This is a genomic window from Streptomyces sp. NPDC045287 (assembly GCF_056432325.1).
The window spans coordinates 364,391-386,811 of sequence record NZ_JBWKJG010000003.1 but is presented as its reverse complement, the minus strand read 5'-3'; the positions used below and the strand labels follow the sequence as shown (position 1 = coordinate 386,811).

The 22,421-nt window shown below is 73.2% G+C and carries 22 protein-coding genes; 10 read left to right on the top strand and 12 right to left on the bottom strand.

Annotated elements, in window-relative coordinates; all coding sequences use genetic code 11:
* Positions 1-136: 136 nt before the first annotated feature.
* Complete coding sequence (locus AC07D6_RS07620; protein WP_479042826.1) at positions 137-916, bottom strand: SigE family RNA polymerase sigma factor; 780 nt, start codon at positions 914-916, stop codon at positions 137-139.
* Between the two features lie 192 nt (positions 917-1,108).
* On the opposite strand from AC07D6_RS07620, the gene afsQ1 reads away from it, so the two are divergent.
* The 5 genes from afsQ1 (at position 1,109) to AC07D6_RS07595 (ending at position 5,531) form a co-directional block, all read left to right on the top strand.
* Positions 1,109-1,786, top strand: coding sequence for a two-component system response regulator AfsQ1 (afsQ1, locus tag AC07D6_RS07615; protein ID WP_174887765.1), 678 nt, complete (start codon positions 1,109-1,111; stop codon positions 1,784-1,786).
* Between the two features lie 2 nt (positions 1,787-1,788).
* Positions 1,789-3,429, top strand: coding sequence for an ATP-binding protein (locus AC07D6_RS07610; RefSeq protein ID WP_479042970.1), 1,641 nt, complete (start codon positions 1,789-1,791; stop codon positions 3,427-3,429).
* A complete protein-coding gene (locus AC07D6_RS07605) occupies positions 3,416-4,084 on the top strand; it encodes a hypothetical protein (protein WP_315878252.1) in 669 nt (222 codons plus the stop codon). Before AC07D6_RS07610 ends, AC07D6_RS07605 begins: the two co-directional genes overlap by 14 nt.
* 564 nt (positions 4,085-4,648) lie before the next feature.
* Complete coding sequence (locus AC07D6_RS07600) at positions 4,649-5,239, top strand: VanZ family protein (RefSeq protein ID WP_315878253.1); 591 nt, start codon at positions 4,649-4,651, stop codon at positions 5,237-5,239.
* 91 nt (positions 5,240-5,330) lie between these two features.
* A complete protein-coding gene (locus AC07D6_RS07595; protein ID WP_479042821.1) occupies positions 5,331-5,531 on the top strand; it encodes a PspC domain-containing protein in 201 nt (66 codons plus the stop codon).
* Between the two features lie 114 nt (positions 5,532-5,645).
* On the opposite strand, the gene AC07D6_RS07590 is transcribed toward AC07D6_RS07595, so the two are convergent.
* Both AC07D6_RS07590 and AC07D6_RS07585 read right to left on the bottom strand, forming a co-directional pair.
* The gene (locus AC07D6_RS07590; RefSeq protein ID WP_315878255.1) at positions 5,646-5,969 is read right to left on the bottom strand and encodes an ATP-binding protein; all 324 of its coding nucleotides are present in this window, start codon (positions 5,967-5,969) and stop codon (positions 5,646-5,648) included.
* A 133-nt stretch (positions 5,970-6,102) separates the two neighbouring features.
* Entirely contained in the window at positions 6,103-7,257 is a 1,155-nt protein-coding gene (locus AC07D6_RS07585) for an adenosine deaminase (protein WP_315878256.1), read from the bottom strand.
* A gap of 281 nt (positions 7,258-7,538) precedes the next feature.
* Between AC07D6_RS07585 and AC07D6_RS07580 the strand changes: the two genes are divergently transcribed.
* Entirely contained in the window at positions 7,539-8,315 is a 777-nt protein-coding gene (locus AC07D6_RS07580; RefSeq protein ID WP_315878257.1) for a lipase family protein, read from the top strand.
* A gap of 1 nt (position 8,316) precedes the next feature.
* On the opposite strand, the gene AC07D6_RS07575 is transcribed toward AC07D6_RS07580, so the two are convergent.
* Positions 8,317-8,715 (bottom strand): hypothetical protein, encoded by a 399-nt coding sequence (locus AC07D6_RS07575; protein WP_315878258.1) that lies wholly within the window; start codon positions 8,713-8,715, stop codon positions 8,317-8,319.
* 48 nt (positions 8,716-8,763) lie between these two features.
* Complete coding sequence (locus AC07D6_RS07570; protein WP_479042816.1) at positions 8,764-9,726, bottom strand: LysR family transcriptional regulator; 963 nt, start codon at positions 9,724-9,726, stop codon at positions 8,764-8,766.
* 63 nt (positions 9,727-9,789) lie between these two features.
* Between AC07D6_RS07570 and AC07D6_RS07565 the strand changes: the two genes are divergently transcribed.
* The 3 genes from AC07D6_RS07565 to AC07D6_RS07555 all read left to right on the top strand — a co-directional run bounded on the left by AC07D6_RS07565 (position 9,790) and on the right by AC07D6_RS07555 (position 12,986).
* Positions 9,790-11,094: an MFS transporter gene (locus tag AC07D6_RS07565; protein ID WP_315878260.1), complete on the top strand. Its 1,305-nt coding sequence runs from the start codon at positions 9,790-9,792 to the stop codon at positions 11,092-11,094.
* Positions 11,095-11,276: 182 nt separating this feature from the next.
* Positions 11,277-11,927: a L,D-transpeptidase family protein gene (locus tag AC07D6_RS07560; protein ID WP_391653465.1), complete on the top strand. Its 651-nt coding sequence runs from the start codon at positions 11,277-11,279 to the stop codon at positions 11,925-11,927.
* Between the two features lie 81 nt (positions 11,928-12,008).
* Positions 12,009-12,986: a sigma-70 family RNA polymerase sigma factor gene (locus AC07D6_RS07555; RefSeq protein ID WP_479042813.1), complete on the top strand. Its 978-nt coding sequence runs from the start codon at positions 12,009-12,011 to the stop codon at positions 12,984-12,986.
* On the opposite strand, the gene AC07D6_RS07550 is transcribed toward AC07D6_RS07555, so the two are convergent.
* From AC07D6_RS07550 to AC07D6_RS07520, 7 genes are all read right to left on the bottom strand, one after another.
* Entirely contained in the window at positions 12,919-13,269 is a 351-nt protein-coding gene (locus tag AC07D6_RS07550; RefSeq protein WP_479042811.1) for an STAS domain-containing protein, read from the bottom strand. The genes AC07D6_RS07555 and AC07D6_RS07550 overlap by 68 nt on opposite strands.
* Before the next feature lie 272 nt (positions 13,270-13,541).
* Positions 13,542-14,819, bottom strand: coding sequence for a thymidine phosphorylase (locus AC07D6_RS07545; RefSeq protein WP_479042808.1), 1,278 nt, complete (start codon positions 14,817-14,819; stop codon positions 13,542-13,544).
* A gap of 112 nt (positions 14,820-14,931) precedes the next feature.
* The gene (locus tag AC07D6_RS07540; protein WP_479042806.1) at positions 14,932-15,336 is read right to left on the bottom strand and encodes a cytidine deaminase; all 405 of its coding nucleotides are present in this window, start codon (positions 15,334-15,336) and stop codon (positions 14,932-14,934) included.
* Positions 15,333-16,604, bottom strand: coding sequence for an ABC transporter permease (locus AC07D6_RS07535; protein WP_479042803.1), 1,272 nt, complete (start codon positions 16,602-16,604; stop codon positions 15,333-15,335). The genes AC07D6_RS07540 and AC07D6_RS07535 overlap by 4 nt, the downstream gene beginning before the upstream one ends.
* On the bottom strand, positions 16,601-17,710 hold the full coding sequence (locus tag AC07D6_RS07530; RefSeq protein ID WP_315878267.1) for an ABC transporter permease: 1,110 nt from the start codon (positions 17,708-17,710) through the stop codon (positions 16,601-16,603). The genes AC07D6_RS07535 and AC07D6_RS07530 overlap by 4 nt, the downstream gene beginning before the upstream one ends.
* Positions 17,707-19,248 carry an ABC transporter ATP-binding protein gene (locus tag AC07D6_RS07525; RefSeq protein ID WP_315878268.1) on the bottom strand — a complete coding sequence of 514 codons (1,542 nt, stop codon included), beginning with the start codon at positions 19,246-19,248 and terminating at the stop codon, positions 17,707-17,709. The genes AC07D6_RS07530 and AC07D6_RS07525 overlap by 4 nt, the downstream gene beginning before the upstream one ends.
* A 259-nt stretch (positions 19,249-19,507) precedes the next feature.
* Complete coding sequence (locus tag AC07D6_RS07520) at positions 19,508-20,557, bottom strand: BMP family lipoprotein (RefSeq protein WP_315878269.1); 1,050 nt, start codon at positions 20,555-20,557, stop codon at positions 19,508-19,510.
* A gap of 607 nt (positions 20,558-21,164) precedes the next feature.
* On the opposite strand from AC07D6_RS07520, the gene AC07D6_RS07515 reads away from it, so the two are divergent.
* The gene (locus AC07D6_RS07515; protein ID WP_479042799.1) at positions 21,165-22,052 is read left to right on the top strand and encodes an XRE family transcriptional regulator; all 888 of its coding nucleotides are present in this window, start codon (positions 21,165-21,167) and stop codon (positions 22,050-22,052) included.
* Positions 22,053-22,421 lie beyond the last annotated feature (369 nt).

Genomic DNA, 22,421 nt, shown 5'->3' with positions numbered 1-22,421 from the left:
GCTTGTCCGGCGCAGGTGTCTCCCCCGGTTCCCCCCGTGGCACCCCCCTCGTGTTCCCCCGGTTCCCCCCTGTCCCCCGTGATCCCCCGTGGGGTTCCCCCACGTCCCCCGCGGGTCCCCCGTTTTCCCCCGTGCCTCAGGCCACGAGCTGGCCGAAGGACTCCTCCTGGTCACGGCCGAAGCTGAGGACCTCGTCCTCGCGCAGCCGGCGGAGCGACCGCCAGATGCTCGACTTCACCGTGCCCACGCTGATGTCCAGGATCTCCGCGATCTCCGGATCGGTGCGGCCCTCGTAGTAGCGCAGGACCAGCATGGTGCGCTGCAGTTCGGGCAGCCGGGCGAGCGCCTGCCAGAGCACCGCGCGCAGCTCCGTGCCGCGCATCGCGTCGGACTCGCCCGCCGTCTCCGGCAGTTCCTCCGTCGGGTACTCGTTGAGCTTGCGGCGCCGCCAGGCGCTGATGTGCAGGTTGGTCATCGTGCGGCGCAGGTAGCCGCCGACCGCCGCCTTGTCGCTGATCCGGTCCCAGGCGCGGTACGTCGAGAACAGCGCGCTCTGCAGCAGGTCCTCGGCCTCGTGCCGGTCGCCGGTCAGGTGGTAGGCGGTGGCGTACAGGGAGGCGCGGCGCTCCTTGACGTAGGCGGTGAACGCGGCTTCCGCGTTCCCCCTCCTCGCCGGGGCCTTCCGCTCCCCCATGACCTCCCCGTACGTCCTTCCCCCGTCGGACAGGGCCACCATGTAGGGCGCCTTGTGCGGGCGTCCGGCGCCGCGGACGCACCCCCGCCCTCCCCCGTGCTCCCGGCTCCGTTCGAGCAGGGAGGTGCTCCCGTCCGTACCGGACTTCCCGGTGCTCCGCGCGACGTCGTGGAGAGGCGTGACAACTGCGTTCGAGGTGGTGCTGTGCTGCACTGCGTTCATCACGCCCCCCTGCCGTCGTGGAGTCGGTTCATCCGTGTGGAAAGAAGACTGCCGAGGGGAGTTCATGACGGTGTCCGCCGACTGTCACAGGCGTGTCACAGGGGCCCGCGGCCGTACCGGTCCGGTACCGGACGGGCCGTGGGAGCGCTCCACGGGTCGATCTCGTCTCCTCCCATGGGACAGAATGACGCCGTGCCTTTCCTGTTGCTGATCGAGGACGACGACGCCATCCGCACGGCCCTCGAACTCTCGCTGTCCCGCCAGGGCCACCGTGTGGCCACCGCGGCGACGGGTGAGGACGGCCTGAAGCTGCTCCGGGAACAGCGGCCGGACCTGATCGTCCTGGACGTGATGCTGCCCGGCATCGACGGTTTCGAGGTGTGCCGGCGCATCCGGCGCACGGACCAGCTTCCGATCATCCTGCTGACCGCGCGCAGCGACGACATCGACGTGGTGGTCGGCCTGGAGTCGGGCGCGGACGACTACGTCGTGAAGCCGGTGCAGGGGCGGGTGCTGGACGCCCGGATCCGTGCCGTGCTGCGGCGCGGGGAGCGGGAGACGACGGACTCGGCGACCTTCGGCGCGCTGGTCATCGACCGGTCGGCGATGACGGTGACGAAGAACGGCGAGGAGCTCCAGCTGACGCCGACCGAGCTGCGGCTGCTGCTGGAGCTGAGCCGCCGGCCGGGTCAGGCGCTGTCGCGGCAGCAGTTGCTGCGGCTGGTGTGGGAGCACGACTACCTGGGCGACTCGCGTCTGGTGGACGCGTGCGTGCAGCGGCTGCGGGCGAAGGTGGAGGACGTTCCGTCGTCGCCGACCCTGATCCGTACGGTGCGCGGTGTCGGTTACCGGCTCGACGCCCCCGCGTGAGCATGCGGGAGGAACGGGACGGCACGTCGAGCGGTGCGGTGAAGGGCGGGCGGAGAGCGCTGAGCGCGGGGAAGCGGTGGACGAGTCTGCGGGTGCGGCTGATCGTCGTGTTCGGCCTGGTCGCGCTGACGGCGGCCGTGTCGGCGTCGGGGATCGCGTACTGGCTGAACCGCGAGGCGGTGCTGACGCGTACGCAGGAGGCGGCGCTCGGCGACTTCAAGCAGGAGATGCAGAACCGGGCGGCCGCGCTGCCGCTGCGGCCCACGGAGGAGGAGCTGCGGCAGACCGCCGAGTCGATGGCCGGGGGCGGCGGCGGGTACAGCGTGGTGCTGCTGGGTGAGCGGGACGCGGGCAAGCCGATCGTCGGCACGTCGGACCCGGACCGGTTCACGCTGCGCGACGTACCGGCGTCGCTGCGGACGGCGGTGGACGAGGAGCAGGAGCTCACCGCCGGGAACAAGCACTCGTACCACGTGTTCTGGCTGCGGACGACGCTGCGCGGCACGCCGTACCTGGTGGGCGGGACGCGGATCATCGGCGGCGGGCCGACCGGGTACATGCTGAAGTCGCTGGAGCCGGAGCGGCAGGACCTGAACTCGCTGGGCTGGTCGCTCGGTGTGGCGACGCTGCTGGCGCTCCTCGGGTCCGCGCTGCTGGCGCAGGTCGCGGCGACGACGGTGCTGAAGCCGGTGCACCGGCTGGGCGAGGCGGCGCGGCGGCTCGGTGAGGGCAAGCTCGACACGCGGCTGCGGGTGTCCGGTACGGACGAGCTCGCGGAGCTGGCGCGGACGTTCAACAGCGCGGCGGAGAGCCTGCAGAAGAAGGTCGCGGACATGAGCGCGCGGGAGGAGTCCAGCCGCCGGTTCGTGGCGGACATGTCGCACGAGCTGCGGACGCCGATGACGGCGCTGACGGCGGTGACGGAGGTCCTGGAGGAGGAGCAGGACAACCTCGACCCGATGGTCGCCCCGGCCGTGTCGCTGGTGATCAGCGAGACGCGGCGGCTGAACACGCTGGTCGAGAACCTGATGGAGGTCACGCGGTTCGACGCCGGTACGGCGAAGCTGGTCCTGGACGACGTGGACGTGGCCGACCAGGTGACGGCGTGCATCGACGCGCGGGCGTGGCTGGACGCGGTGGAGCTGGACGCCGAGCGGGGCATCGTGGCGCGGCTGGATCCGCGCCGGCTGGACGTGATACTCGCGAACCTGATCGGCAACGCGCTCAAGCACGGCGGTTCGCCGGTGCGGGTGTCGGTGCGGACGGCGGGCGACGACCTGATCGTGCGGGTGCGGGACCACGGGCCGGGCATCCCGGAGGACGTGCTGCCGCACGTCTTCGACCGGTTCTACAAGGCGAGCGCGTCCCGGCCGCGGTCGGAGGGCAGCGGGCTGGGGCTGTCGATCGCCATGGAGAACGCGCTGATCCACGGCGGTGACATCACCGCGGCCAACTCTCCGGACGGGGACGGCGCGGTGTTCACGCTGCGGCTGCCCCGTGACGGTTCGGAGGTCGCGGCCCGCGACGGGGGTGCCGGGGAGGGCGGCTCCGCGCGCGGTGACGGGGGCGGCCGTGACGGCCGTGGGAACGACGGTCCAGGGGATGAGGGGCAGCACAGTGGCGAGCGGGATGCGCGTGCCTGACGGCGGCGGGCGGGCTGCGGGCCGGGATCCGTCCCCGGGCGCCGCCGGAGGTTCGGCCGCACGCCGGTGGCGGGTGCTGGCCGGGGCGGCCGTGCTGGCGGTGGTGACCGCCGGGTGCGGCATCCGTACGACGTCGGTGCCGGTCGACGCGGGCGGGGCGCCGTCGCGGGTGCCGTGCAGCCTGTCGGAGGCGGCCTCGCTGACGGTGGCCCCCGGGGCGGGGGTGCCGGCGCGGGTGTACCTGGTGTGCGCGTCGGGCCTGGAGGCGGTGGACCGCACCGTACGGCCGGAGGACGGCGCGTCGGAGGAGGCGGGGCGGGTCGCCGTCGCGCAGGCGCTGCTCGACGCGATGCGGGAGCGGCCGTCGCAGAGCGAGCGGCAGGCGGGCTTCACCACGTACCTGGAGGGCCCGCTGACGGTGACGGCGGGCCGCGCGGGCGATCCGGAGGGCGCGCTGCGGCTGAGCCGGCAGCCGGAGGACCTGCCGCCGGTGGCGCTGTCGCAGATCGTGTGCACGTACGGGGAGGCGGAGGCGACCTCGGTGCGCGGCGCCGTGGTGCTGGGCGGGCCGGGGAAGTACCCGGTGCGGCGCTACGTGTGCGACGAGAAGGTGAAGGACCGCCCGGAGTCCCCGGTACCGACCCAGGCCCCCTGACGACCCGGAAGGGCGCCCCGGTCCCGCGCGGGCCGGGAGGGGGGTGTCCCCCGTGGGCCGCTCGGAGAGTCGGAGGCGCGCGGGTGCCAGGGACGGTGATCGCGCGCAGGCTCGTGAAACCGGAGGACCGCGCGGGCCGGGAGGGAGGTGTCCCCGTGGACCGCTTAGGGGTCGGAGAGAAGCGCGGATACCGGAAGGATGACCGCACGCCCCGTGGGACCGCAGACCCCTGCGAGCCGGGAGGGGGACGGCGCGCCCCTGGTCCGCTCACGGGCTCGGAGGGGCGTTGCGGGTGACGGGAGGGTGTCGGCGCACGGCTGATGAGGCCGAGGCCCCTTGCGGGCCGGGAGGGGGAGGGTTGCCCCCTTGGGCCGCTCGTGGAGCCGAAGGGGCGCGCGGGTGTCGAGGGGGCGATCGCGCGGAGGCGCGGAGCGCTGAGCACGTTCGCCGCCTCGACACCCGCTCACAGCGCCCCGGAGGCGGAACGAGCCCCCGGAAGAAAGGGGAACCGATCCTGCCGGTCTCCGCGTCTTGGGGGGCGTGCAGCGTCAAGGTTCGGGCGGCATGGCCGCCATCCGCTACCGCGTGGCGGGGCTCACCCTTCTCTTCCTCCATCTGGTGCTCGTGGGGTGGCTGACGTTGCGGCCGTTGGACGTGACGTGGGTGACGGCGGCGAACCTGGAGCCGCTCGCCGGGATCAAGGCCGATCTGGTGCTGGGTCCGGCCGAGGCGGTGCGGCGGATCGGTGAGGCGTTGCTGTTGCTGGCGCCGCTGGGTGTGCTGCTGCCGTTGGCGGACGCGCGGCTCGACGTGGCGCCGTGGGCGTCGCTGGTGCGGACGGTGTCGGCGGGGGCGCTGGTGTCCCTGGGGATCGAGTTGTTGCAGACGGCGGTGCCCGGCCGGGTCGTGGACGTGGACGCGGTGCTGTTGAACACGGCGGGGGTGGCGCTGGCGCACCTGGCCGTCGTACCGGCGTGCCGGGCGCGGCTGCGGCGCAGGATGTCCGGGCCGGGTGGCGGGACGGGTGGTCCGCGTGCCGGGGCGGGGCGGGGGTCCGTCCTGGGGAGGAAGCGGCGGGAGGGCGGGGCCCTTCGGCGGGAGGAGGGACCCCAGGGGGCGACCCCGAGGATTCCCAGGGTCGGGATCGCCCCGTAGTCCGATGCTTTGTCCGGGGTAGGCGGGTGAGGATGAAGTCATCGGAAGCCCGACGGCGGCTTCCGCGAAGCCCCTCACGAAGGAGCCCACCATGGCCGCACTTGCCCGCCCCCGTGACGGACGCGTGATCGGTGGAGTGTGCGCGGCGCTGGCACGGCGCTTCGGCACCTCGGCGACCACGATGCGTGTGATCTTCGTGGCGTCGTGTCTGCTGCCGGGCCCGCAGTTCCTGCTGTACCTGGCGCTGTGGATGTTGCTGCCGACGGAGAAGTCCGCGACCCCGGCCTGGTAGCGCCCACGCGCCCACGGTCCCCGCGCCCGCGCCGGTGTCCCCAACACGGCGGTACGGCGGTGGGCGCGCCCCTTACGGGTGCGCGCCCACCGCCGTCGTACGTACGGGGTCGGTTCAGCCGAGGCCGGGGACCGGGAGGGAGGTGCCGACGGGGAGGCCGCCGAGGAGCTTGAGGACGGGGTCGAGCGGGGTGTCGACCGGGACCGCGGGGGCCGCTTCGGTGGCGGAGCGGAGGGTGCCCTCCGCGAGGGTCGCGGTCTCGTCCTCGCCGCCGGGCAGCGCGGAGGTGAGCTGTCCGACGGGCAGCGCCTCGGCGGCGGTCTTCAGGACCGGGCCGGTGGGGACGGTGGTGAGCGCGGAGGCGCTGCCGGCGGCGGAGACGGCGAAAGCGGCACCGAGCGCGGCAACACCGAGGGTCTTGGCAGCGGACTGCTTCATCGAAATTCTTCCTTGGGGAAATCGGGGATGAGCGGCTCTGCAACCTAGCCACCGTGCGGCGCGGCCCGCAAACAGGGGGAACGGCCGGAGTACGGAGCTTCCGGCCGTTCCCCTCACCGCCGGTGAGGCCGTTTCAGGCTTTTCCCGGGGAAGACGCCCTGGTGGCGGCGGTCTGACTGAACAGCCATTCGGATTTCAGCTCGGCGTATCCGGGCTTGATCACATCGTTGATCATCGCCAGCCGTTCATCGAAAGGAATGAATGCTGATTTCATCGCATTGACCGTGAACCACTGCATGTCGTCGAGCGTGTAGCCGAATGTCTCGGTCAGCAGCTCGAATTCGCGGCTCATGCTGGTGCCGGACATCAGCCGGTTGTCGGTGTTGACGGTGGTGCGGAAGTGGAGGCGGCGGAGCAGGCCGATGGGGTGCTCCGCGTAGGAGGTGGCGGCGCCGGTCTGGAGGTTGGAGGTGGGGCACATCTCCAACGGGATGCGCTTGTCGCGTACGTACGCGGCGAGGCGGCCCAGGGTGACGGTGCCGTCGTCGGCCACCTGGATGTCGTCGATGATGCGGACGCCGTGGCCGAGCCTGTCGGCGCCGCACCACTGGATGGCCTGCCAGATCGACGGCAGGCCGAACGCCTCGCCGGCGTGGATGGTGAAGTGGTTGTTCTCCCGCTTCAGGTACTCGAAGGCGTCGAGGTGCCGGGTGGGGGGGTAGCCGGCCTCGGCGCCCGCGATGTCGAAGCCGACGACGCCCGCGTCGCGGTGGGCGTTGGCGAGTTCGGCGATCTCCAGGGCGCGGGCGGCGTGCCGCATCGCGGTGAGCAGGGCGCCGACGCGGATGCGGTGGCCGCCCTCGCGGGCGCGGCGCTCGCCCTCGCGGAAGCCGTCGTTGACGGCGGCGACGACCTCGTCGAGGGTGAGACCGCCCTCCAGGTGCTGCTCGGGGGCGTAGCGGACCTCGGCGTACACGACGCCGTCCTCGGCGAGGTCCTGCGCGCACTCGGCGGCGACGCGGAAGAGGGCCTCGCGGGTCTGCATGACGGCGCAGGTGTGGGCGAAGGTCTCCAGGTACCGCTCCAGGGAACCGGAGTCGGCGGCCTCGCGGAACCACCTGCCGAGTCGGTCCGGCTCGGTCTCGGGCAGGGCGTCGTACCCGCACGCGCGGGCCAGGTCGACGACCGTGCCGGGGCGCAGCCCTCCGTCGAGGTGGTCGTGGAGCAGGACCTTCGGGGCGCGGCGGATCTGGTCCGCGGTGGGGAGGGTGAGGTTCTGGCTCGTCATTTTCGCACTGTAGCTTCCCTTTGGTTCCTGTTTTTCCGGGTCGTTCCGCCTCCGGGGCGCTCCCGGCGGGGGTCGGGGGCCGGCCGCGCGCCCGCGCGCCCTTCCGGCCCCGCGGGTCCCCGGCTCCGCGGACGGTCCACGCCCTTCCCCTCCCCGCTCCGGCGCCCGCCCACCCGCGTACCCGCGCACCGGTCCTCCCGTGCCCGCGCCCCCTCACCCGATACGGAACAGTGACCGTGTGTACGGGTGGCGTACACCTCGTCTTCTGAGACTGTTCTGCCATGGCACACCACGCACTCGTAGGTCCGGGCCGCGCTCGGCAGCCGCGCCTGGGGAGGGCCGTAGGGGGTTCGGATTCGGCGGCGGCGGTCGGCGGGGTGGTGCTCCTCCTCCCGGACGGCGCGCCCGAGTCGACGCGCCGCGCCTCGCCGTTGCACCGCGCCGCGCTGCTGCCCCTGGCGCGTCGGCTCGCACGGGCGGGCCGCGACGAGGGGTTGGTCGCGCACGTGGTCCGGTACGGGGGGCGCGGCTGGAACGGCGCCGACGCGCGGCTCGCGGTGGACGCGCGGTGGGCCGTCGCCGAGGTGGTGCGGCGCCACGGCGACGTACCGGTCTGCCTCGTCGGGCACGGCATGGGCGGGCGGGCGGCGCTGCGGGCGGCCGGGCACGCGGCCGTCGCGTCCGTGCTGGCGCTCGCGCCGTGGCTGCCGGAGGACGACGTGGCCGCCGAGCCGGAACCGGTCCGGCACCTCGTCGGCCGCCAGGTGATGATCGTGCACGGCACGACGGACGCCGCCGCCCACCCCGACCTGTCGTACCGGCTGGCGGTGCGGGCGAAGAAGGCGAACCGGTCGACGTGCCGCTTCGAGGTCCACTCGGACGGGCACGCGCTGCGCCAGCACCACGACGAAGTCCTGGCACTGGCGGCGGACTTCGTGCTGGGCTCCCTCTTCGACCGCCCGTACACCCGCCCGGTCACCGACGCGTTCGCCGCGCCGCCGCCGCTGGGGCTGCGCATGCCGCTGGCAGCCGGGTTCGGGCGTTCGCTGCGGCCCTGAGTCAGTCGTCCTTCGGGTTGCGGCGCGGGTCGGGTTCGCCTCCGGCGATCGTGTCGGCGTACTCGGACGGGTCGAGGGTGCCCCTGCGGTCCGGGTTGATGCCGGGGCTGCCGCCGGGCTGGCCGCCGCCGGTCGTGCCGTAACCGCCCGGGACGCCGGGGACGCTGTCCGCGTCGGCCTCCTCGCGCGAGATGTGGCGGGTGGCGCGGACGCCGGCGCGGCGCTCGGGGTACGGGTAGCTGAACGGCCGCGACTCCGCCCGCTCCTCCTCCGCCCGGTGGGCGGACGCGGCGGCCTCCGCCTCGTGGCCGCTCCGCTGGTCCACCTCGCGCCGCCGGTCCGCGTCGTGCCGGTCCGCGTCGTGCCGCTGTACGGGATGCTGGTCGTCGTTCCTGGTCATGGCCGTCGGGTACCCGGTGCGCGCCGCCCGATGCCGTGCGGCGCCCGGCTACTGCTCGGAGACGCCCAGGAGCCTGCCGCGGCGGGACAGCAGGAACTTCTTGAACGCCGCCACCGGAGGGGTGTCCGGGCGGCCCGCCTGCCAGGCGACGCCGATCTCGCGGACCGCGCGCGGCGCCGTCACCGTCAGTTCGACCACGCCCGGGCGGGGCACCGCGGGCGGCGGCAGCAGGGCGACGCCCAGACCCGCGGCGACCAGCCCGCGCAGCGTCTCGGCCTCCTCGCCCTCGAACGCGACGCGCGGCCGGAACCCCGCCTCGGCGCACAGGTCGTCGGTGATGCGGCGCAGCCCGTACCCCGGCTCCAGGGTGACGAACGCCTCGTCGGCCGCCTCCGCGAGCCGGATGCGCTTGCGGCCGGCCAGCCGGTGGTCGTCCGGCACGACCAGCCGCAGCCGCTGCTCGTCGAGGCGGCGGGCGACCAGGTCGGGGGCGTCGGGCACCGGGGAGGTCAGGCACAGGTCCAGCTCCCCCGCCCTGAGCCGCTCGATCATCGCCTCGCCGTAGTTCTGGACGAGCGTGAAGCGGACCTTCGGGTGGTCGACGCGGAACGCCCGCAGCAGACCCGGTACGGTCTCCGAGCCCATCGTGTGCAGGAAGCCGAACGCGACGCGCCCCGCCGTCGGGTCGACGTCGGCGCGCACGGCCTCGGCGGCCCGCTCCACCTCGCCGAGGGCCCGCTCCACGGACAGCAGGAACGTCCGGCCCGCCGGGGTCAGCGACAGGGCGCGCCCCTTCCGCGCGAACAGCGTGACGCCCAGGTCCTCCTCCAGGCGCGCCACGGCCCGCGACAGCGTCGACTGCGGGACGCCCGTCTCCCGCGCGGCCCTGGTCACGTGCTCGTGGCGGGCGACGGCCGCGAAGTACGCCAGGCGGGGCGCAAGCAGCAGGCCGATTTCTTCTTCGTTACTGTTCAGTGACAGGCGAGGCTGTGACCTGTACTCATGCTCCATGGGAACGATTAAAGCCGTTCCATGCATTGGACGCATGATCCGGGCGCTCCGTACGGTCGTCACATGTCTCCCGCCAGTACCAAGGCGTCCACGACAGCCGTGGACGCCGACACGCGCCTCGCCCCCGGACGTCCCGGCCACCGCCGCATGAGCTTCGCCCTCTTCGCCGCCGGCGTCGCGACGTTCGCCCTCCTCTACTCGACCCAGGCCCTGCTCCCGGCCGTCTCCGCCGACTTCGCGGTCACCGCGTCGGCCGCGAGCTGGACCGTCTCCGCCGCGACCGGCGCGCTCGCGCTGTGCGTGCTGCCGATGAGCGCCCTGTCGGAGCGGTTCGGGCGGCGGGCCGTGATGACCGGATCGCTGGCGACGGCCGTCGCCGTGGGACTGCTGGTGCCGTTCGCGCCGAACCTGGAGTGGCTGGTCGTGCTGCGCGCCGTGCAGGGCGCGGCGCTGGCCGGGGTGCCGGCGTCGGCGATGGCGTACCTGGCGGAGGAGGTCCGGCCGAAGGCGCTGGTCGCCGCGATCGGGCTGTTCGTCGCGGGCAACAGCGTCGGCGGGATGAGCGGCCGCATCGTGACCGGCTGGGTGGCGCAGCTGTGGGGCTGGCGGGCGGGACTCGCCGCCGTGGGGCTGATGGCGGTGGCGTGCGCGGTGGCGTACCGGCTGCTGCTGCCCGCCGCGCGGCACTTCGCGCCGTCGCCGCTGGACCCGCGCACGATGGCGCGGACGGTGCGCGGGCACCTGTCGGACCCGCTGATGCTGCGGCTGTACGCGATCGGCGCGCTGTTCATGACGGTGTTCGGCGCCGTGTACACGGTGATCGGTTACCGGCTGGTGGAGGCGCCGTTCTCGCTGCCGCAGGGCGTCGTCGGGTCGGTGTTCCTCGTGTACCTGGTCGGCACCGCGTCGTCGGCCGCGGCCGGGGCGCTGGTCGGGCGCATGGGGCGGCGCGGGGCGCTGTACCTGGCGGCGGCCACGACGGCGGCCGGTCTGCTGCTGTCGCTCTCCGGGGCGCTGGCCGCCGTACTGGCGGGGCTGGTCCTCATCACGGCGGGGTTCTTCGCCGGCCACGCCGTCGCCTCGTCGTCGGTGAGCCGGACGGCGACCACCGGCCGGGCGCAGGCGTCGGCGCTGTACCAGTCGGCGTACTACCTCGGCAGCAGCGCGGGCGGCGCGCTCGGCGCCGTCGCCTACCACGCGGGCGGCTGGTCGGGCACGGTCCTGCTGGGCCTGGTCGCCGTCGTCGGCGTCGCCTCCGTCACCCTGTACGGCACGCACAGCGCGCGCGTGGCGGAGCGGCGGGTGCGGGAACGGGACGTACGGGTGGAGCGGCGGTCGCCGGTCGTGGCGGCCGGCGGACCGCGGTGACCCCCGTGCCCGCCCCGCACCGGGGCCGCGCCGCGAAGGCGCCGGAAATCGACGTAACCATCGGACTCCCCCGCGCGTCCTACGGGTACGGAAATCCCACCGGACGCGAGGGGGAGAGGCACATGGGGGTCAAGGACGGGACGTGGCGGCGGCGCACCGGCGTCGCGCTGGGCGTGGCGGGGATGGTCGTGCCGCTGACGCTGGCCGTGGGCGCGGGCTCCGCGCAGGCGGCGACCGCGTGCACGGCGCAGACCGGGCCGTACCAGAAGCAGGTCGAGAAGTTCCTGGGCAGGCCGGTGGACGGGCGGCAGTCGACGGCCGACTGCCGGGCGATCCGGTCGTTCCAGCAGGCGCACGGCATCACGCCGACCGCCGGCTACGCCGGGCCGCTCACCTGGCGCACGATGGACACGATCCTGAAGCAGCGGGCCGCCGGGAAGACGCCCAACAAGGCGGGCGCCTGCCCGGTCAACAAGGGGCGGATCGCCTGCGTCGACCTGACCCGGCAGCTCAGCTGGGTCCAGGACGGGTCGAAGCTGGTGTACGGGCCGGTGCCGGTCCGCACGGGCCGGGACGGCGCGGAGACCCGCACCGGCGCGAAGAAGATCTACCACCGGAGCCTGAAGCACTGGTCGACGATCTACAAGGTGTGGATGCCGCACTCGCAGTTCTTCGACGGCGGGCAGGCGTTCCACTCGACCACCAAGTCCATGTACAACCCGCCGGGTTCCGGGGGCTGCGTCAACATGCGGCCCGCCGACGCGAAGGCGTACTGGAACCTGCTGCGGAACGGCGACGACGTGTTCGTGTACGGGCGCAAGCCCGGCACGTGACGCGCCGCCCCGCCCGCGTTGTCAGTGCCCTCCGGTAGCTTCCAGACAGATGGACGGCACAGCGCGACAGGGGTGGACGCGATGGCGGATGTGGTGGCTCCCGAGGGCCTGGAGGCCCGGCTGGAGGAGTACCGGACGGAGCTGACCGGGTACTGCTACCGGATGCTCGGCTCGGCCTTCGAGGCGGAGGACGCCGTACAGGACACGATGGTGCGCGCCTGGCGCGCCCTCGACCGGTTCGAAGGCCGCTCGTCGCTGCGCTCCTGGCTGTACCGGATCGCGACGAACGTCTGCATGGACGCGCTCAACGCCGGCAACCGCCGGGCCCGCCCGATGGACCTGACGGCGCCGACGCCCGTCGCGCAGGCACAGCTCACCGCCCGCCCCGAGGTGACCTGGCTGGAGCCGGTGCCCGACGGGCGGGTGCTGCCGCAGACCGCCGACCCGGCGGAGACGGCCCTGGCCCGCGAGTCGGTGCGCCTGGCGTTCGTCGCGGCGCTCCAGCACCTGCCGGCCAAGCAGCGGGCGGTGCTGATCCTGCGGGAGGTGCTGGCCTGGAAGGCCAGTGAGGTGGCGGAGCTGCTGGAGACGTCGGTCGCGTCGGTGAACAGCGCGCTCCAGCGGGCCCGCGCGACGCTCGCCGCCTCGGACCCGGCGCGGACGGACACGGCGGACCCGCTGGACGCGGGGCAGCGGGACCTCCTGAACCGGTACGTGGCGGCGTTCGAGGCGTACGACATGGCGGCGCTGACGGCGCTGCTCCACGAGGACGCGACGCTGTCCATGCCGCCCTACGACCTCTGGCTGCGCGGCCACGACGACATCGTGGGCTGGATGCTGGGCGTCGGCGAGGTCTGCCGGGGCTCGCGCCTGGTGCCGACGGTGGCGAACGGTACGCCGGCGTTCGCGCACTACCACCCGGACCCGGAGGGCGGGTTCAGCCCGTGGGCGCTCATGGTCGTCGAGGCCGCCGGCGGGAAGGTCTCGGGGATCACGTCGTTCCTGGACGTGAAGCGGTGGTTCCCGCTGTTCGACCTCCCGGACCGCCTGGAGGCGTGAGCAGTCGGTCCGCGAGCCCGACGAGCGTCAGCAGGGCCCGTAGGTCGGACCGCGCGTTCCGTACGGCGAGCGGGTGGCCCAGCCGGCGGGCGGTCAGGTGCAGCCGGGCGAGCGCGTCGACGGCGGCCAGGTCGGGGCGTACGAGCGCGGCCGCGTCGACGACGGCCGCCGCGCCCGGGGCGGCGCCGTCGAGGAGCGCGGTCAGCTCGCCGCACAGGCGTGGCGCGTCGGCGGGCCCGATCAGCCCGCCGACCCGCAGAACGATCGGATCCGTGTCATCCACACCAGACCAGACCCCCGCCGCGCCCGGAACTCATCGGGCAGACGGGGATCCGGTCCGGCGTGCGCCGGGGCGGCCCGTCCGGACGACCCGTCCGGACGGGGGCCCGGGGGCGGGGGCGCGAAGGTGGGGTCCGGGGACGACCGTCCGAGGACGGGGTCCGGGGGCAGCCGTCCGAGGACGGGGTCCGGAGACGGCCATCCGAGGACGGGGTCCGGAGACGGCCATCCGAGAGCGGGATCCGAGAGCGGGATCCGGGGGCGTCCGGGGTGGGGTCAGGAGATGCGGTCGAGGACGATCGGCCCCGGCGTGAAGGCGGTGCCCGCCGGAGCGATGTCCCAGGCGCCCTCCAGGGCCTTCAGGGCGTAGTCGAACTTCTCCGGCGTGTCCGTGTGCAGCGTCATCAGCGGCCGGCCGGCGGTGACCGTGTCACCCGGCTTGGCGTGCAGCTCCACACCGGCGCCCGCCTGCACCGGGTCCTCCTTGCGGGCGCGGCCCGCGCCGAGGCGCCAGGCGGCGACACCGACGCCGTACGCGTCGAGGCGGGTCAGGACGCCGGAGGAGGGGGCGGTCACCACGTGCCGCTCCCGGGCGACCGGCAGCTCGGCGTCCGGGTCGCCGCCCTGCGCGGCGATCATGCGGCGCCACACGTCCATCGCGGAGCCGTCCGCGAGGGCCTTCGCCGGGTCGGCGTCCCGCAGGCCGGCCGCGTCGAGCATCTCGCGGGCGAGCGCGACGGTCAGCTCGACGACGTCGGCGGGGCCGCCGCCGGCGAGGACCTCGACGGACTCGCGGACCTCCAGGGCGTTGCCCGCCGTCAGGCCGAGCGGTGTCGACATGTCGGTGAGCAGGGCGACCGTGCGCACGCCGTGGTCGGTGCCCAGGCCGACCATGGTGGAGGCCAGCTCGCGGGCGTCGTCGATGTTCTTCATGAAGGCGCCGGAACCGACCTTCACGTCCAGGACGAGCGAGCCCGTCCCCTCGGCGATCTTCTTCGACATGATCGAGGAGGCGATCAGCGGGATCGCCTCGACCGTGCCGGTCACGTCGCGCAGCGCGTACAGCTTCTTGTCGGCGGGGGCGAGGCCGTCGCCCGCCGCGCAGATCACGGCGCCGGTCGTGTCGAGGACGTGCAGCATCTCCTCGTTGGAGAGCAGGGCGCGCCAGCCGGGGATGGACTCCAGCTTGTCGAGCGTGCCGCCGGTGTGGCCGAGGCCCCGGCCGCTGAGCTGCGGCACGGCGGCGCCGCACGCGGCGACGAGCGGGGCGAGCGGCAGCGTGATCTTGTCGCCGACGCCGCCGGTGGAGTGCTTGTCGGCGGTGGGGCGGGAGAGCGAGGAGAAGTCCATCCGCTCGCCCGAGGCGATCATGGCGGCGGTCCAGCGGGCGATCTCCGCCCGGTTCATGCCGTTGAGCAGGATCGCCATCGCGAGGGCCGACATCTGCTCGTCGGCGACCTCACCGCGCGTGTAGGCGTCGATGACCCAGTCGATCTGTTCCGGGGTCAGCTCGCCCCGGTCCCGCTTCGTGCGGATGACGGAAATCGCGTCCATGGGCTCAGTGTTCCTTCCAGCGGGCTACGCCGAAGTTTCTCCGCGCGTAGAGGAAATGAGCGGCGCGGCCCTCCCGCCCGGTGGGAGGGGAGGGCCGCGCCGGGCTCGGTGGCTACGTGAGGTGCCCGGGGCCGAACGCCTGCGGCAGCATCTCGGCCAGCGTCCGCGCACCGGCGGGGGTGTCCAGCAGCAGCTCGCCGCCGCCGAACTCGAACAGCAACTGCCGGCAGCGCCCGCAGGGCACGAGCGTCTCGCCGCGGCCGTCCACGCACACGAAGTGCGTGAGCCGGCCGCCGCCCGTGGCCTGGAGCTGGGAGACGAGCCCGCACTCGGCGCACAGGCCGATGCCGTACGAGGCGTTCTCCACGTTGCAGCCGGTGACCGTGCGGCCGTCGTCGACGGCCGCCGCCGCCCCGACCGGGTAGCCGGAGTACGGCGCGTACGCGTGGGACATGGCCTCCCGCGCCGCGGCGTACAGGGCGTCCCAGTCGAAGGGCGGCTCCGGGGCGGTGGTCACTTGCCCTGGCCCTTCTTGTACGGCAGGCCGTCGGCCTTGGGCATCCTCAGCCGCTGCGCGGACAGGGCCAGCACGAGCAGCGTCGTGACGTACGGCGCGGCGTCGACGAACTGGCTGGGCAGCGTCTCCGTCATCGCGTACCAGGCGAAGAGGACGGCGGCACAGACGGCGGAGACGGCGGCGGCCACGTACTTCTTCTTGTACAGCGTCCACACCAGCGCGACGACCAGCAGGATCGCCAGGAGGAGCAGCATGGCGTGGACGTTCTCGGCGCCGCCGCGCAGCTTGAGGCTGTCGGTGAAGCCGAAGAGGCCGGCGCCGAGGGCGAGGCCGCCCGGCATCCAGTTGCCGAAGATCATCGCGGCGAGGCCGATGAAGCCGCGCCCGCCGGTCTGGCCCTCCTGGTAGATGCCGGTCGACACGATCGCCAGGAACGCGCCGCCGAGGCCGGCGAGGGCGCCGGAGACGAGGACGGCGATGTACTTGTACTTGTAGACGTTGACGCCCAGGGACTCGGCGGCGACCGGGTTCTCGCCGCAGGAGCGCAGCCGCAGGCCGAAGCCGGTGCGCCACAGGATCCACCAGGTGGCGGGGATCAGCAGCAGCGCGACCACGGTCAGCAGCGACAGGTTGGTGAGGACGCCGCCGACCACGCCGGCCAGGTCGGAGACGAAGAACCAGTGCCTGCCCTGGAGGTCGCTGAGCCAGTCCGACAGCCCGGGGACGGTGATGCGGTCGATCGCCTCGATGCGCGGGGACTGCTTGGAGGAGCCGCCGGGGGCCTCGGCGAACGTGAAGTTCGACAGGTACTGGGTGGCGCCGAGGGCGAGGATGTTGATCGCCACGCCGGAGACGATGTGGTTGACGTTGAAGGTGACCGTCATGACCGCGTGCAGCAGGCCGCCGAGCGCGCCGCCGACGAGGCCGAGGAGGACACCGGTCCAGGGGCCCCACTGGTAGCCGGCCCAGGCGCCGAACCAGGTGCCGAGGACCATCATGCCCTCGAGGCCGATGTTGACCACGCCGGCACGTTCGGCCCACAGGCCGCCGAGGCCGGCCAGGCCGATCGGCACGGCCAGCTGGAGGGCGCCGGACACCTGGCCGACCGAGGTCAGGTCGTCGGCGCCGCTGACGACGCGGACCAGCGAGAACAGCGCGAGTCCGGCCGCGACGATCAGCAGGATGACGGGCGGGGACAGCCTGCGGCGCCCGCCGCCCTTCCGCGGCGCGGTCGCCGCGGGGGTAACAGTGCTCGTGGACTCGCTCATGCCGCCACGTCCTCCTTGTTCTTGCGGGCCTGGGCGGCGAGCTCCTCGCCCACCTTCTGCTGCTGCCGGCGGAGCCCGTACTGCCGGACGAGTTCGTACGACACGACCACCGCGATCACGATGAGACCCTTCATGATCGTGGTGATCTCCTTCGGGTAGCCGTACTGGTCCAGCGAGGCGGACGCCTTCTCCAGGAAGGAGATGAGCAGCGCGGCGAAGAAGAGGCCGAGGGGGTTGTTCCGGCCGAGCAGGGCGATGGTGATGCCCGTGAAGCCGACACCGGCCGGGAAGGCGAAGCTGTACGTGTGGGTCTGGCCCAGCAGCAGCGGCAGGCCGGTGAGGCCCGCGACGCCGCCGGAGATCAGCATGGCGGTCAGCACCATCTTCTTGGCGTCGACGCCGCTCGCCTGGGCGGCGGTCTCGCTGGCGCCGGTGGCGCGCAGGTCGAAGCCGAAGCGGGTGCGGTTGAGGACGAACCAGTAGACGACGCCGAGCGCGAAGGCGACGAAGGTGAAGCCGTAGATGTTGCCGCCCTCGACCGCCAGGCCGGTCATCCAGCCGGACTCGGCCATCACGCCGGTGGTGAGGTCGTTGGAGCCCTCCAGCTGCTCACCGAGGTTGGCGGGCAGGATCAGCCAGGCGATCAGGCTGGTCGCGATGGCGTTCAGCATGATCGTCGAGACGACCTCGCTGACGCCGCGGGTGGTCTTCAGGAAGCCGGCGATGCCGGCCCAGAAGGCACCGACGAGGACGGCGACGAACACGACCAGCAGGATCTGGAGGGGGCCCGGCAGGTTGACGGCCGCGCCGACCACGGCGGCGAGCATCGCCGCGAGGCGGTACTGGCCGTCGACGCCGATGTTGAACAGGTTCATCCGGAAGCCGACGGCGACGGCCAGGGCCGCCAGGTAGTACGTGCCCGTCTGGTTGAGGATGAGGACCTGGATGTCCGGGTACTCCGCCTCCTGGATCATCAGGTCGTACAGCCCGAACGGGTCGAGGCCCGAGGCGAGCAGCACCAGCGTGGTGAGGACGAAGGCCACGGCCAGGGCGAGCGCCGGGCCGGCGATGCCCAGCAGCACCTTGTCCCTGTCGAACTTCTTCATCGGCCCTCACCGTCCGCGTCGTGGTTGTGCTCAAGGTGGCCGGTGGCGGCGCCCGTCATGGCCGAGCCCAGCTCCTCGGGGGTGATCGTGGCGGGGTCCGCGTCCGCGACCAGGCGGCCGCGGTACATCACCCGCAGGGTGTCGGAGAGCCCGATCAGCTCGTCCAGGTCGGCGGAGATCAGCAGCACCGCGAGGCCCTCGCGGCGGGCCTCCCGGATCTGGTCCCAGATCTGGGCCTGCGCGCCGACGTCCACGCCGCGGGTGGGGTGGGCGGCGATCAGGAACTTCGGGTGGTGGCTCATCTCGCGGCCGACGATCAGCTTCTGCTGGTTGCCGCCGGAGAGGGACGCCGCGGTGACCTCGATGCCGGGGGTGCGGACGTCGTACTCGCGCACGATCCGCTCCGTGTCCCGGCGGGCCGCCTTCGGGTCGAGGACGCCGCGCCTGCTGTTGGGCGACTCGGTGACGTGGCCGAGGATGCGGTTCTCCCACAGCGGGGACTCCAGCAGCAGGCCGTGGCGGTGGCGGTCCTCGGGGATGTAGCCGATGCCGCCCTCGCGGCGCTTGCGCGTGGGGGCGTGGGAGATGTCCTCGCCGTCGAGGGTGATGACGCCGCCGTCGGGGACCCGCATGCCGATCAGGGCCTCGATCAGCTCGGTCTGGCCGTTGCCCTCCACCCCGGCGATGCCCAGGACCTCGCCCTTGTGGATGGTGAACGTGATCCCGCCGAGGACCTCGCGGACGATGCCGTCGGGGTCGGTCTGCGCGAGGCGCAGGCCGTCGACCCGGAGCATCGGCACGTCCGTGACCGTCGACTCGCGGGTCTCGGGCGAGGGCAGCTCGCTGCCGACCATCAGCTCGGCGAGCTGCTTGGTCGTGGTGGTCCTCGGGTCGGCCGTGCCCACCGTCGTGCCGCGCCGGATGACGGTGATGTCGTCGGCGACGGACAGCACCTCGCCCAGCTTGTGGGAGATGAAGATGACGGTGAGGCCCTCGGCCTTCAGCTCGCGCAGGTTGTCGAAGAGCGCGTCGACCTCCTGCGGGACCAGCACCGCGGTCGGCTCGTCGAGGATGAGCGTGCGGGCGCCGCGGTAGAGGACCTTGAGGATCTCCACGCGCTGGCGGTCGGCGACGCCGAGGTGCTCGACGAGCACGTCGGGGCGGATGTTCAGCCCGTACGCGTCGGAGATCTCCTTGATCCTGTCGCGGGCGCGGGAGCCGATGCCGTGCAGCTTCTCGCCGCCGAGGACGACGTTCTCCAGCACCGTGAGGTTGTCGGCCAGCATGAAGTGCTGGTGGACCATGCCGATGCCGGTCGCGATGGCGTCGGCCGGGCTGGAGAAGGAGACCTGGTTGCCGTCGATCGTGATGGTGCCCTCGTCCGGCTTCTGCATGCCGTAGAGGATCTTCATCAGGGTCGACTTGCCGGCACCGTTCTCACCGACCAGGGCGTGGACGGTGCCCTTGCGGATGGTGATGTCGATGTCGTGGTTGGCGACGACGCCGGGGAAGCGCTTGGTGATGCCGCGCAGTTCCACGGCGGGGGGGCTGGACGCGTTGATGACGCACTCTCCTTGGCGGGAAAGGAGCGGAGAAGCAGGGGGAGGACGGGCGGGCACGGTGGGGCTCGGTGTGGCCGAAGTTATCGCGCCGGAGAGGGTTCTACGCGCGTAGCGATCCCTAATGCCAAAAACCCATGGCCAGGGCGTGACCCGGGGTCCGGAAGGCGGTGGGGACACCGCCCGTCCGGACCCCTGGGTCGGGGTCCCGGCCCCGTGACTGGGGTACGGGACTGGGTTACGGGGCGGTCTTGACCTTGATCTTGCCGGCCGCGATGTCCGCCTTGGCCTTGTCGACCGCGGCGACGACCTCGGTCATCTTGGTGAAGGCCGGGTTCGAGGTGGACAGGCCCACGCCGTTCGCGTCGAGGCCGTAGCGGATCTCGCCGGTCTGCGGCTTGCCCTCCTTGACCGACTTGATCAGGTTGTAGACGGAGCCGGAGACGTCCTTGGTCACCGAGGTGAGGATGTGCTCCTTGTACGCGGCGAGGCCGGACTGCTTGTACTGGTCCGAGTCGACGCCGATGACCCACTTCCCGGCCTTGGCGGCGGCCTCGATGGAGCCGGAGCCGGCGAGGCCGGCAGCCGCGTAGATCACGTCGGCGCCCGCGTCGATCTGGCCCTGCGCGGCGGCCTTGCCCAGGTCGGGCTTGGAGAAGCCACCGAAGTCCGGCGGCTGCGTCAGGTACTGGACCTTGACGTTGACGTTCTTGTTGGTGTCCTTGACGCCCTGGACGAAGCCCGCCTCGAACTTCTTGATCAGCGGGGTCTCGACGCCGCCGATGAAGCCGACGGTGTTCGACTTGGTCACCTTGGCGGCGGCGACGCCGGCCAGGTAGGAGCCCTGCTCCTCGTTGAAGACCAGGTTGGCGATGTTCTTGCCGGTCTTCGACGTGTCGTCGATCAGACCGAACGTCGTGTCCGGGAACTTCGGCGCGACCTCGGCGATGGCCGGGGCGTACGCGAAGCCGACACCGATGACCGGGTTGTTGCCGGAGCGGGCGAGGGAGGTGAGGCGCTGGACCTTGTCCGGGTCGCCCTCGCCCTCGCCGGGCTCGGCCTCCGTGCCGGAGATGCCGAACTCCTTCTCGGCCTTCTCCAGACCGGCGAACGCCGCGTCGTTGAACGACTGGTCGCCGCGGCCGCCGATGTCGTACGCGATGGCGGCCTTGCCGTTCTTCGCGTCGCCGGCGGTGTCCGACTTCTTCTCACTGCCACAGGCGGTCACGCTGAGCGCGAGCGCCGCGGACGCGATACCCGCGGTGGCGATCCTGGTGATCCGGCGCAAGGGGGGCTCCTTCGACCTGACCGAAGCGCCTCTTCCGGCGCTGGTTTCGCGGGCGATCGTAACGCGCGTAGATGTCAGATAAAGCCCTGTACGGAAGCCGTTATCGATTCGTCGCGAACAGGCCGCCCACCAGCCGCCTTCCGGCAGGGTGCACCGGGTATGGGGTGTCCCAGCGTGTCCCGCCGACCACGGGTTGTCCACGCGGCGCCCGGCGGGCGGGCGAAGGCTCCCCCGACCGGAGCAACAGCGGATTCCGGCCGGGCGCGCCGGGGCCCGGCCGCCCGAGCCGTCGGCGACGGTCGGCGCGGAAACCGTCCCCGCACACCCGTGTCTCCCCGGAAGCACGGGCTTCCGGGGAGCGCTCACTGGCGCCGCGATGCCAGCGGGGGTACCGGGCCGGTCCGGCGCCACTAGGGTGGCCCGCAGGCCCTGTTCGATGCAGAGGGGGGACGATCCGGTGCGACGCCGCCGACTCCTGGCCGCTGTGGCCGGAGCCACCACCAGCGCGGTTCTGGGACCTTCCGCCGCCGCTCACGCCCCGGCGAAGCCGAGTCTGTCCGGGCTGGAAGACCTCTTGCTGCACCGGCCGTACGGTCAGGTCCTCGCCGTGGATCCCACCCCGTCGTCCGTCGCCGCGGCGGTGGACGCCTCCCGGCGGGACTTCGGCGCCTGCCGCTACGACGCTCTCGCCCGTGCCCTCCCGGCCCGGATCGCGCTCGCCCGGGCCCTCGGCGAGGGCGGCCACCCGGAGCGGGCGGCGACCGCGGTCGCCGCGCTGTACGCCACCGCGACCCGGCTGTGCATCAAGCTCGGCGAGGACGGTCTGGCCGCCGCCACCGCTGACCGCGCCCTCACCGCGGCCGTCAACGGCGCGGACGCCCTCACGGTCGCCGAGGCCCACCGCATGGTCTCGTCCGTGTGGCGCCGCCAGGGGCACCACGCCCGTGCCACGGAAGTCGCCGTGGCCGCCGCACAGCAGTTGACCGACGACCGGACCACCGACCTGACCGGCCGGCTCTCCGTCCAGGGGAACCTGTACGCCACCGCCGCCTACACCGCCGCCAAGCAGGATGACCGGCACACCGCACGCGCCCTCATCGCCGAGGCCGAGGCCACCGCCGGGCGGCTCGGCCACGACGCGCTGCTCTACGGCAACGTCTTCGGCCCCAGCCAGGTCCTCCTCCACCAGATCTCCGTCAGCCACCTCCTCGGCGACGCGGGGCAAGCCGTCGAGCACGCCCGCCGCGTCGACGTCACCGCCCTGCCCACCGCCGAACGGCAGGCCCGGTACTGGATCGACGTCGCCCGCGCCTTCGACCTGTGGGACAAGCCCGACCGCTGCTACCGGGCGCTCCTGGCCGCCGAACGGGCCGCGCCGCAGGAGGTCCGCCGGGACTCGGTCCGGCCCCTGACCGCCGGACTCGTGCGCCACGACCGGGCCCTGCCCGGCGTACGGGCCTTCGCCCACCGCACCGGCGCCCTCGCGGACCGGTGAGACCGCCGGGTCGGCGTCCTCGTCAAGACGACTCGGACGGCTCGGACGGCGCGAGCGCCCGGCCGACGCGCCGGAGGCCACCGCGTACGTGTTCCCGCGCCCCGTGCCGGCCGGGACCGCCCTCGCGGAGGACGAGGGACCTGCGGGAGCCGGGCCCGGAGCCGGCGGGGCGGCCCGGAGAGGTCCGGCGCGCGTACCGGTGGACGCGGACGGGGCGGACCTAGGTGCGCGCCGGTGGGGACGAGCCTCGGGGCAGGCCCGAAGCCTGGTGAGGCGGACCCGGAGAGGTCCGGCCCGTGTACCCGGTGGACGCGGACGGGGCGGACCTAGGTGCGCGCCGGTGGGAACGGGACGAGGGGGATCGAGGCC

Bases quoted from the DNA above. Each gene is read 5' to 3' on its own strand.
- AC07D6_RS07620 (WP_479042826.1), bottom strand. From the start codon at position 916: ATGAACGCAGTGCAGCACAGCACCACCTCGAACGCAGTTGTCACGCCT.
- AC07D6_RS07610 (WP_479042970.1), top strand. From the start codon at position 1,789: ATGCGGGAGGAACGGGACGGCACGTCGAGCGGTGCGGTGAAGGGCGGG.
- AC07D6_RS07605 (WP_315878252.1), top strand. From the start codon at position 3,416: ATGCGCGTGCCTGACGGCGGCGGGCGGGCTGCGGGCCGGGATCCGTCC.
- AC07D6_RS07600 (WP_315878253.1), top strand. From the start codon at position 4,649: ATGGCCGCCATCCGCTACCGCGTGGCGGGGCTCACCCTTCTCTTCCTC.
- AC07D6_RS07595 (WP_479042821.1), top strand. From the start codon at position 5,331: ATGGCCGCACTTGCCCGCCCCCGTGACGGACGCGTGATCGGTGGAGTG.
- AC07D6_RS07590 (WP_315878255.1), bottom strand. From the start codon at position 5,969: ATGAAGCAGTCCGCTGCCAAGACCCTCGGTGTTGCCGCGCTCGGTGCC.
- AC07D6_RS07585 (WP_315878256.1), bottom strand. From the start codon at position 7,257: ATGACGAGCCAGAACCTCACCCTCCCCACCGCGGACCAGATCCGCCGC.
- AC07D6_RS07580 (WP_315878257.1), top strand. From the start codon at position 7,539: ATGGCACACCACGCACTCGTAGGTCCGGGCCGCGCTCGGCAGCCGCGC.
- AC07D6_RS07575 (WP_315878258.1), bottom strand. From the start codon at position 8,715: ATGACCAGGAACGACGACCAGCATCCCGTACAGCGGCACGACGCGGAC.
- AC07D6_RS07570 (WP_479042816.1), bottom strand. From the start codon at position 9,726: ATGGAGCATGAGTACAGGTCACAGCCTCGCCTGTCACTGAACAGTAAC.
- AC07D6_RS07565 (WP_315878260.1), top strand. From the start codon at position 9,790: ATGTCTCCCGCCAGTACCAAGGCGTCCACGACAGCCGTGGACGCCGAC.
- AC07D6_RS07560 (WP_391653465.1), top strand. From the start codon at position 11,277: ATGGTCGTGCCGCTGACGCTGGCCGTGGGCGCGGGCTCCGCGCAGGCG.
- AC07D6_RS07555 (WP_479042813.1), top strand. From the start codon at position 12,009: ATGGCGGATGTGGTGGCTCCCGAGGGCCTGGAGGCCCGGCTGGAGGAG.
- AC07D6_RS07545 (WP_479042808.1), bottom strand. From the start codon at position 14,819: ATGGACGCGATTTCCGTCATCCGCACGAAGCGGGACCGGGGCGAGCTG.
- AC07D6_RS07535 (WP_479042803.1), bottom strand. From the start codon at position 16,604: ATGAGCGAGTCCACGAGCACTGTTACCCCCGCGGCGACCGCGCCGCGG.
- AC07D6_RS07530 (WP_315878267.1), bottom strand. From the start codon at position 17,710: ATGAAGAAGTTCGACAGGGACAAGGTGCTGCTGGGCATCGCCGGCCCG.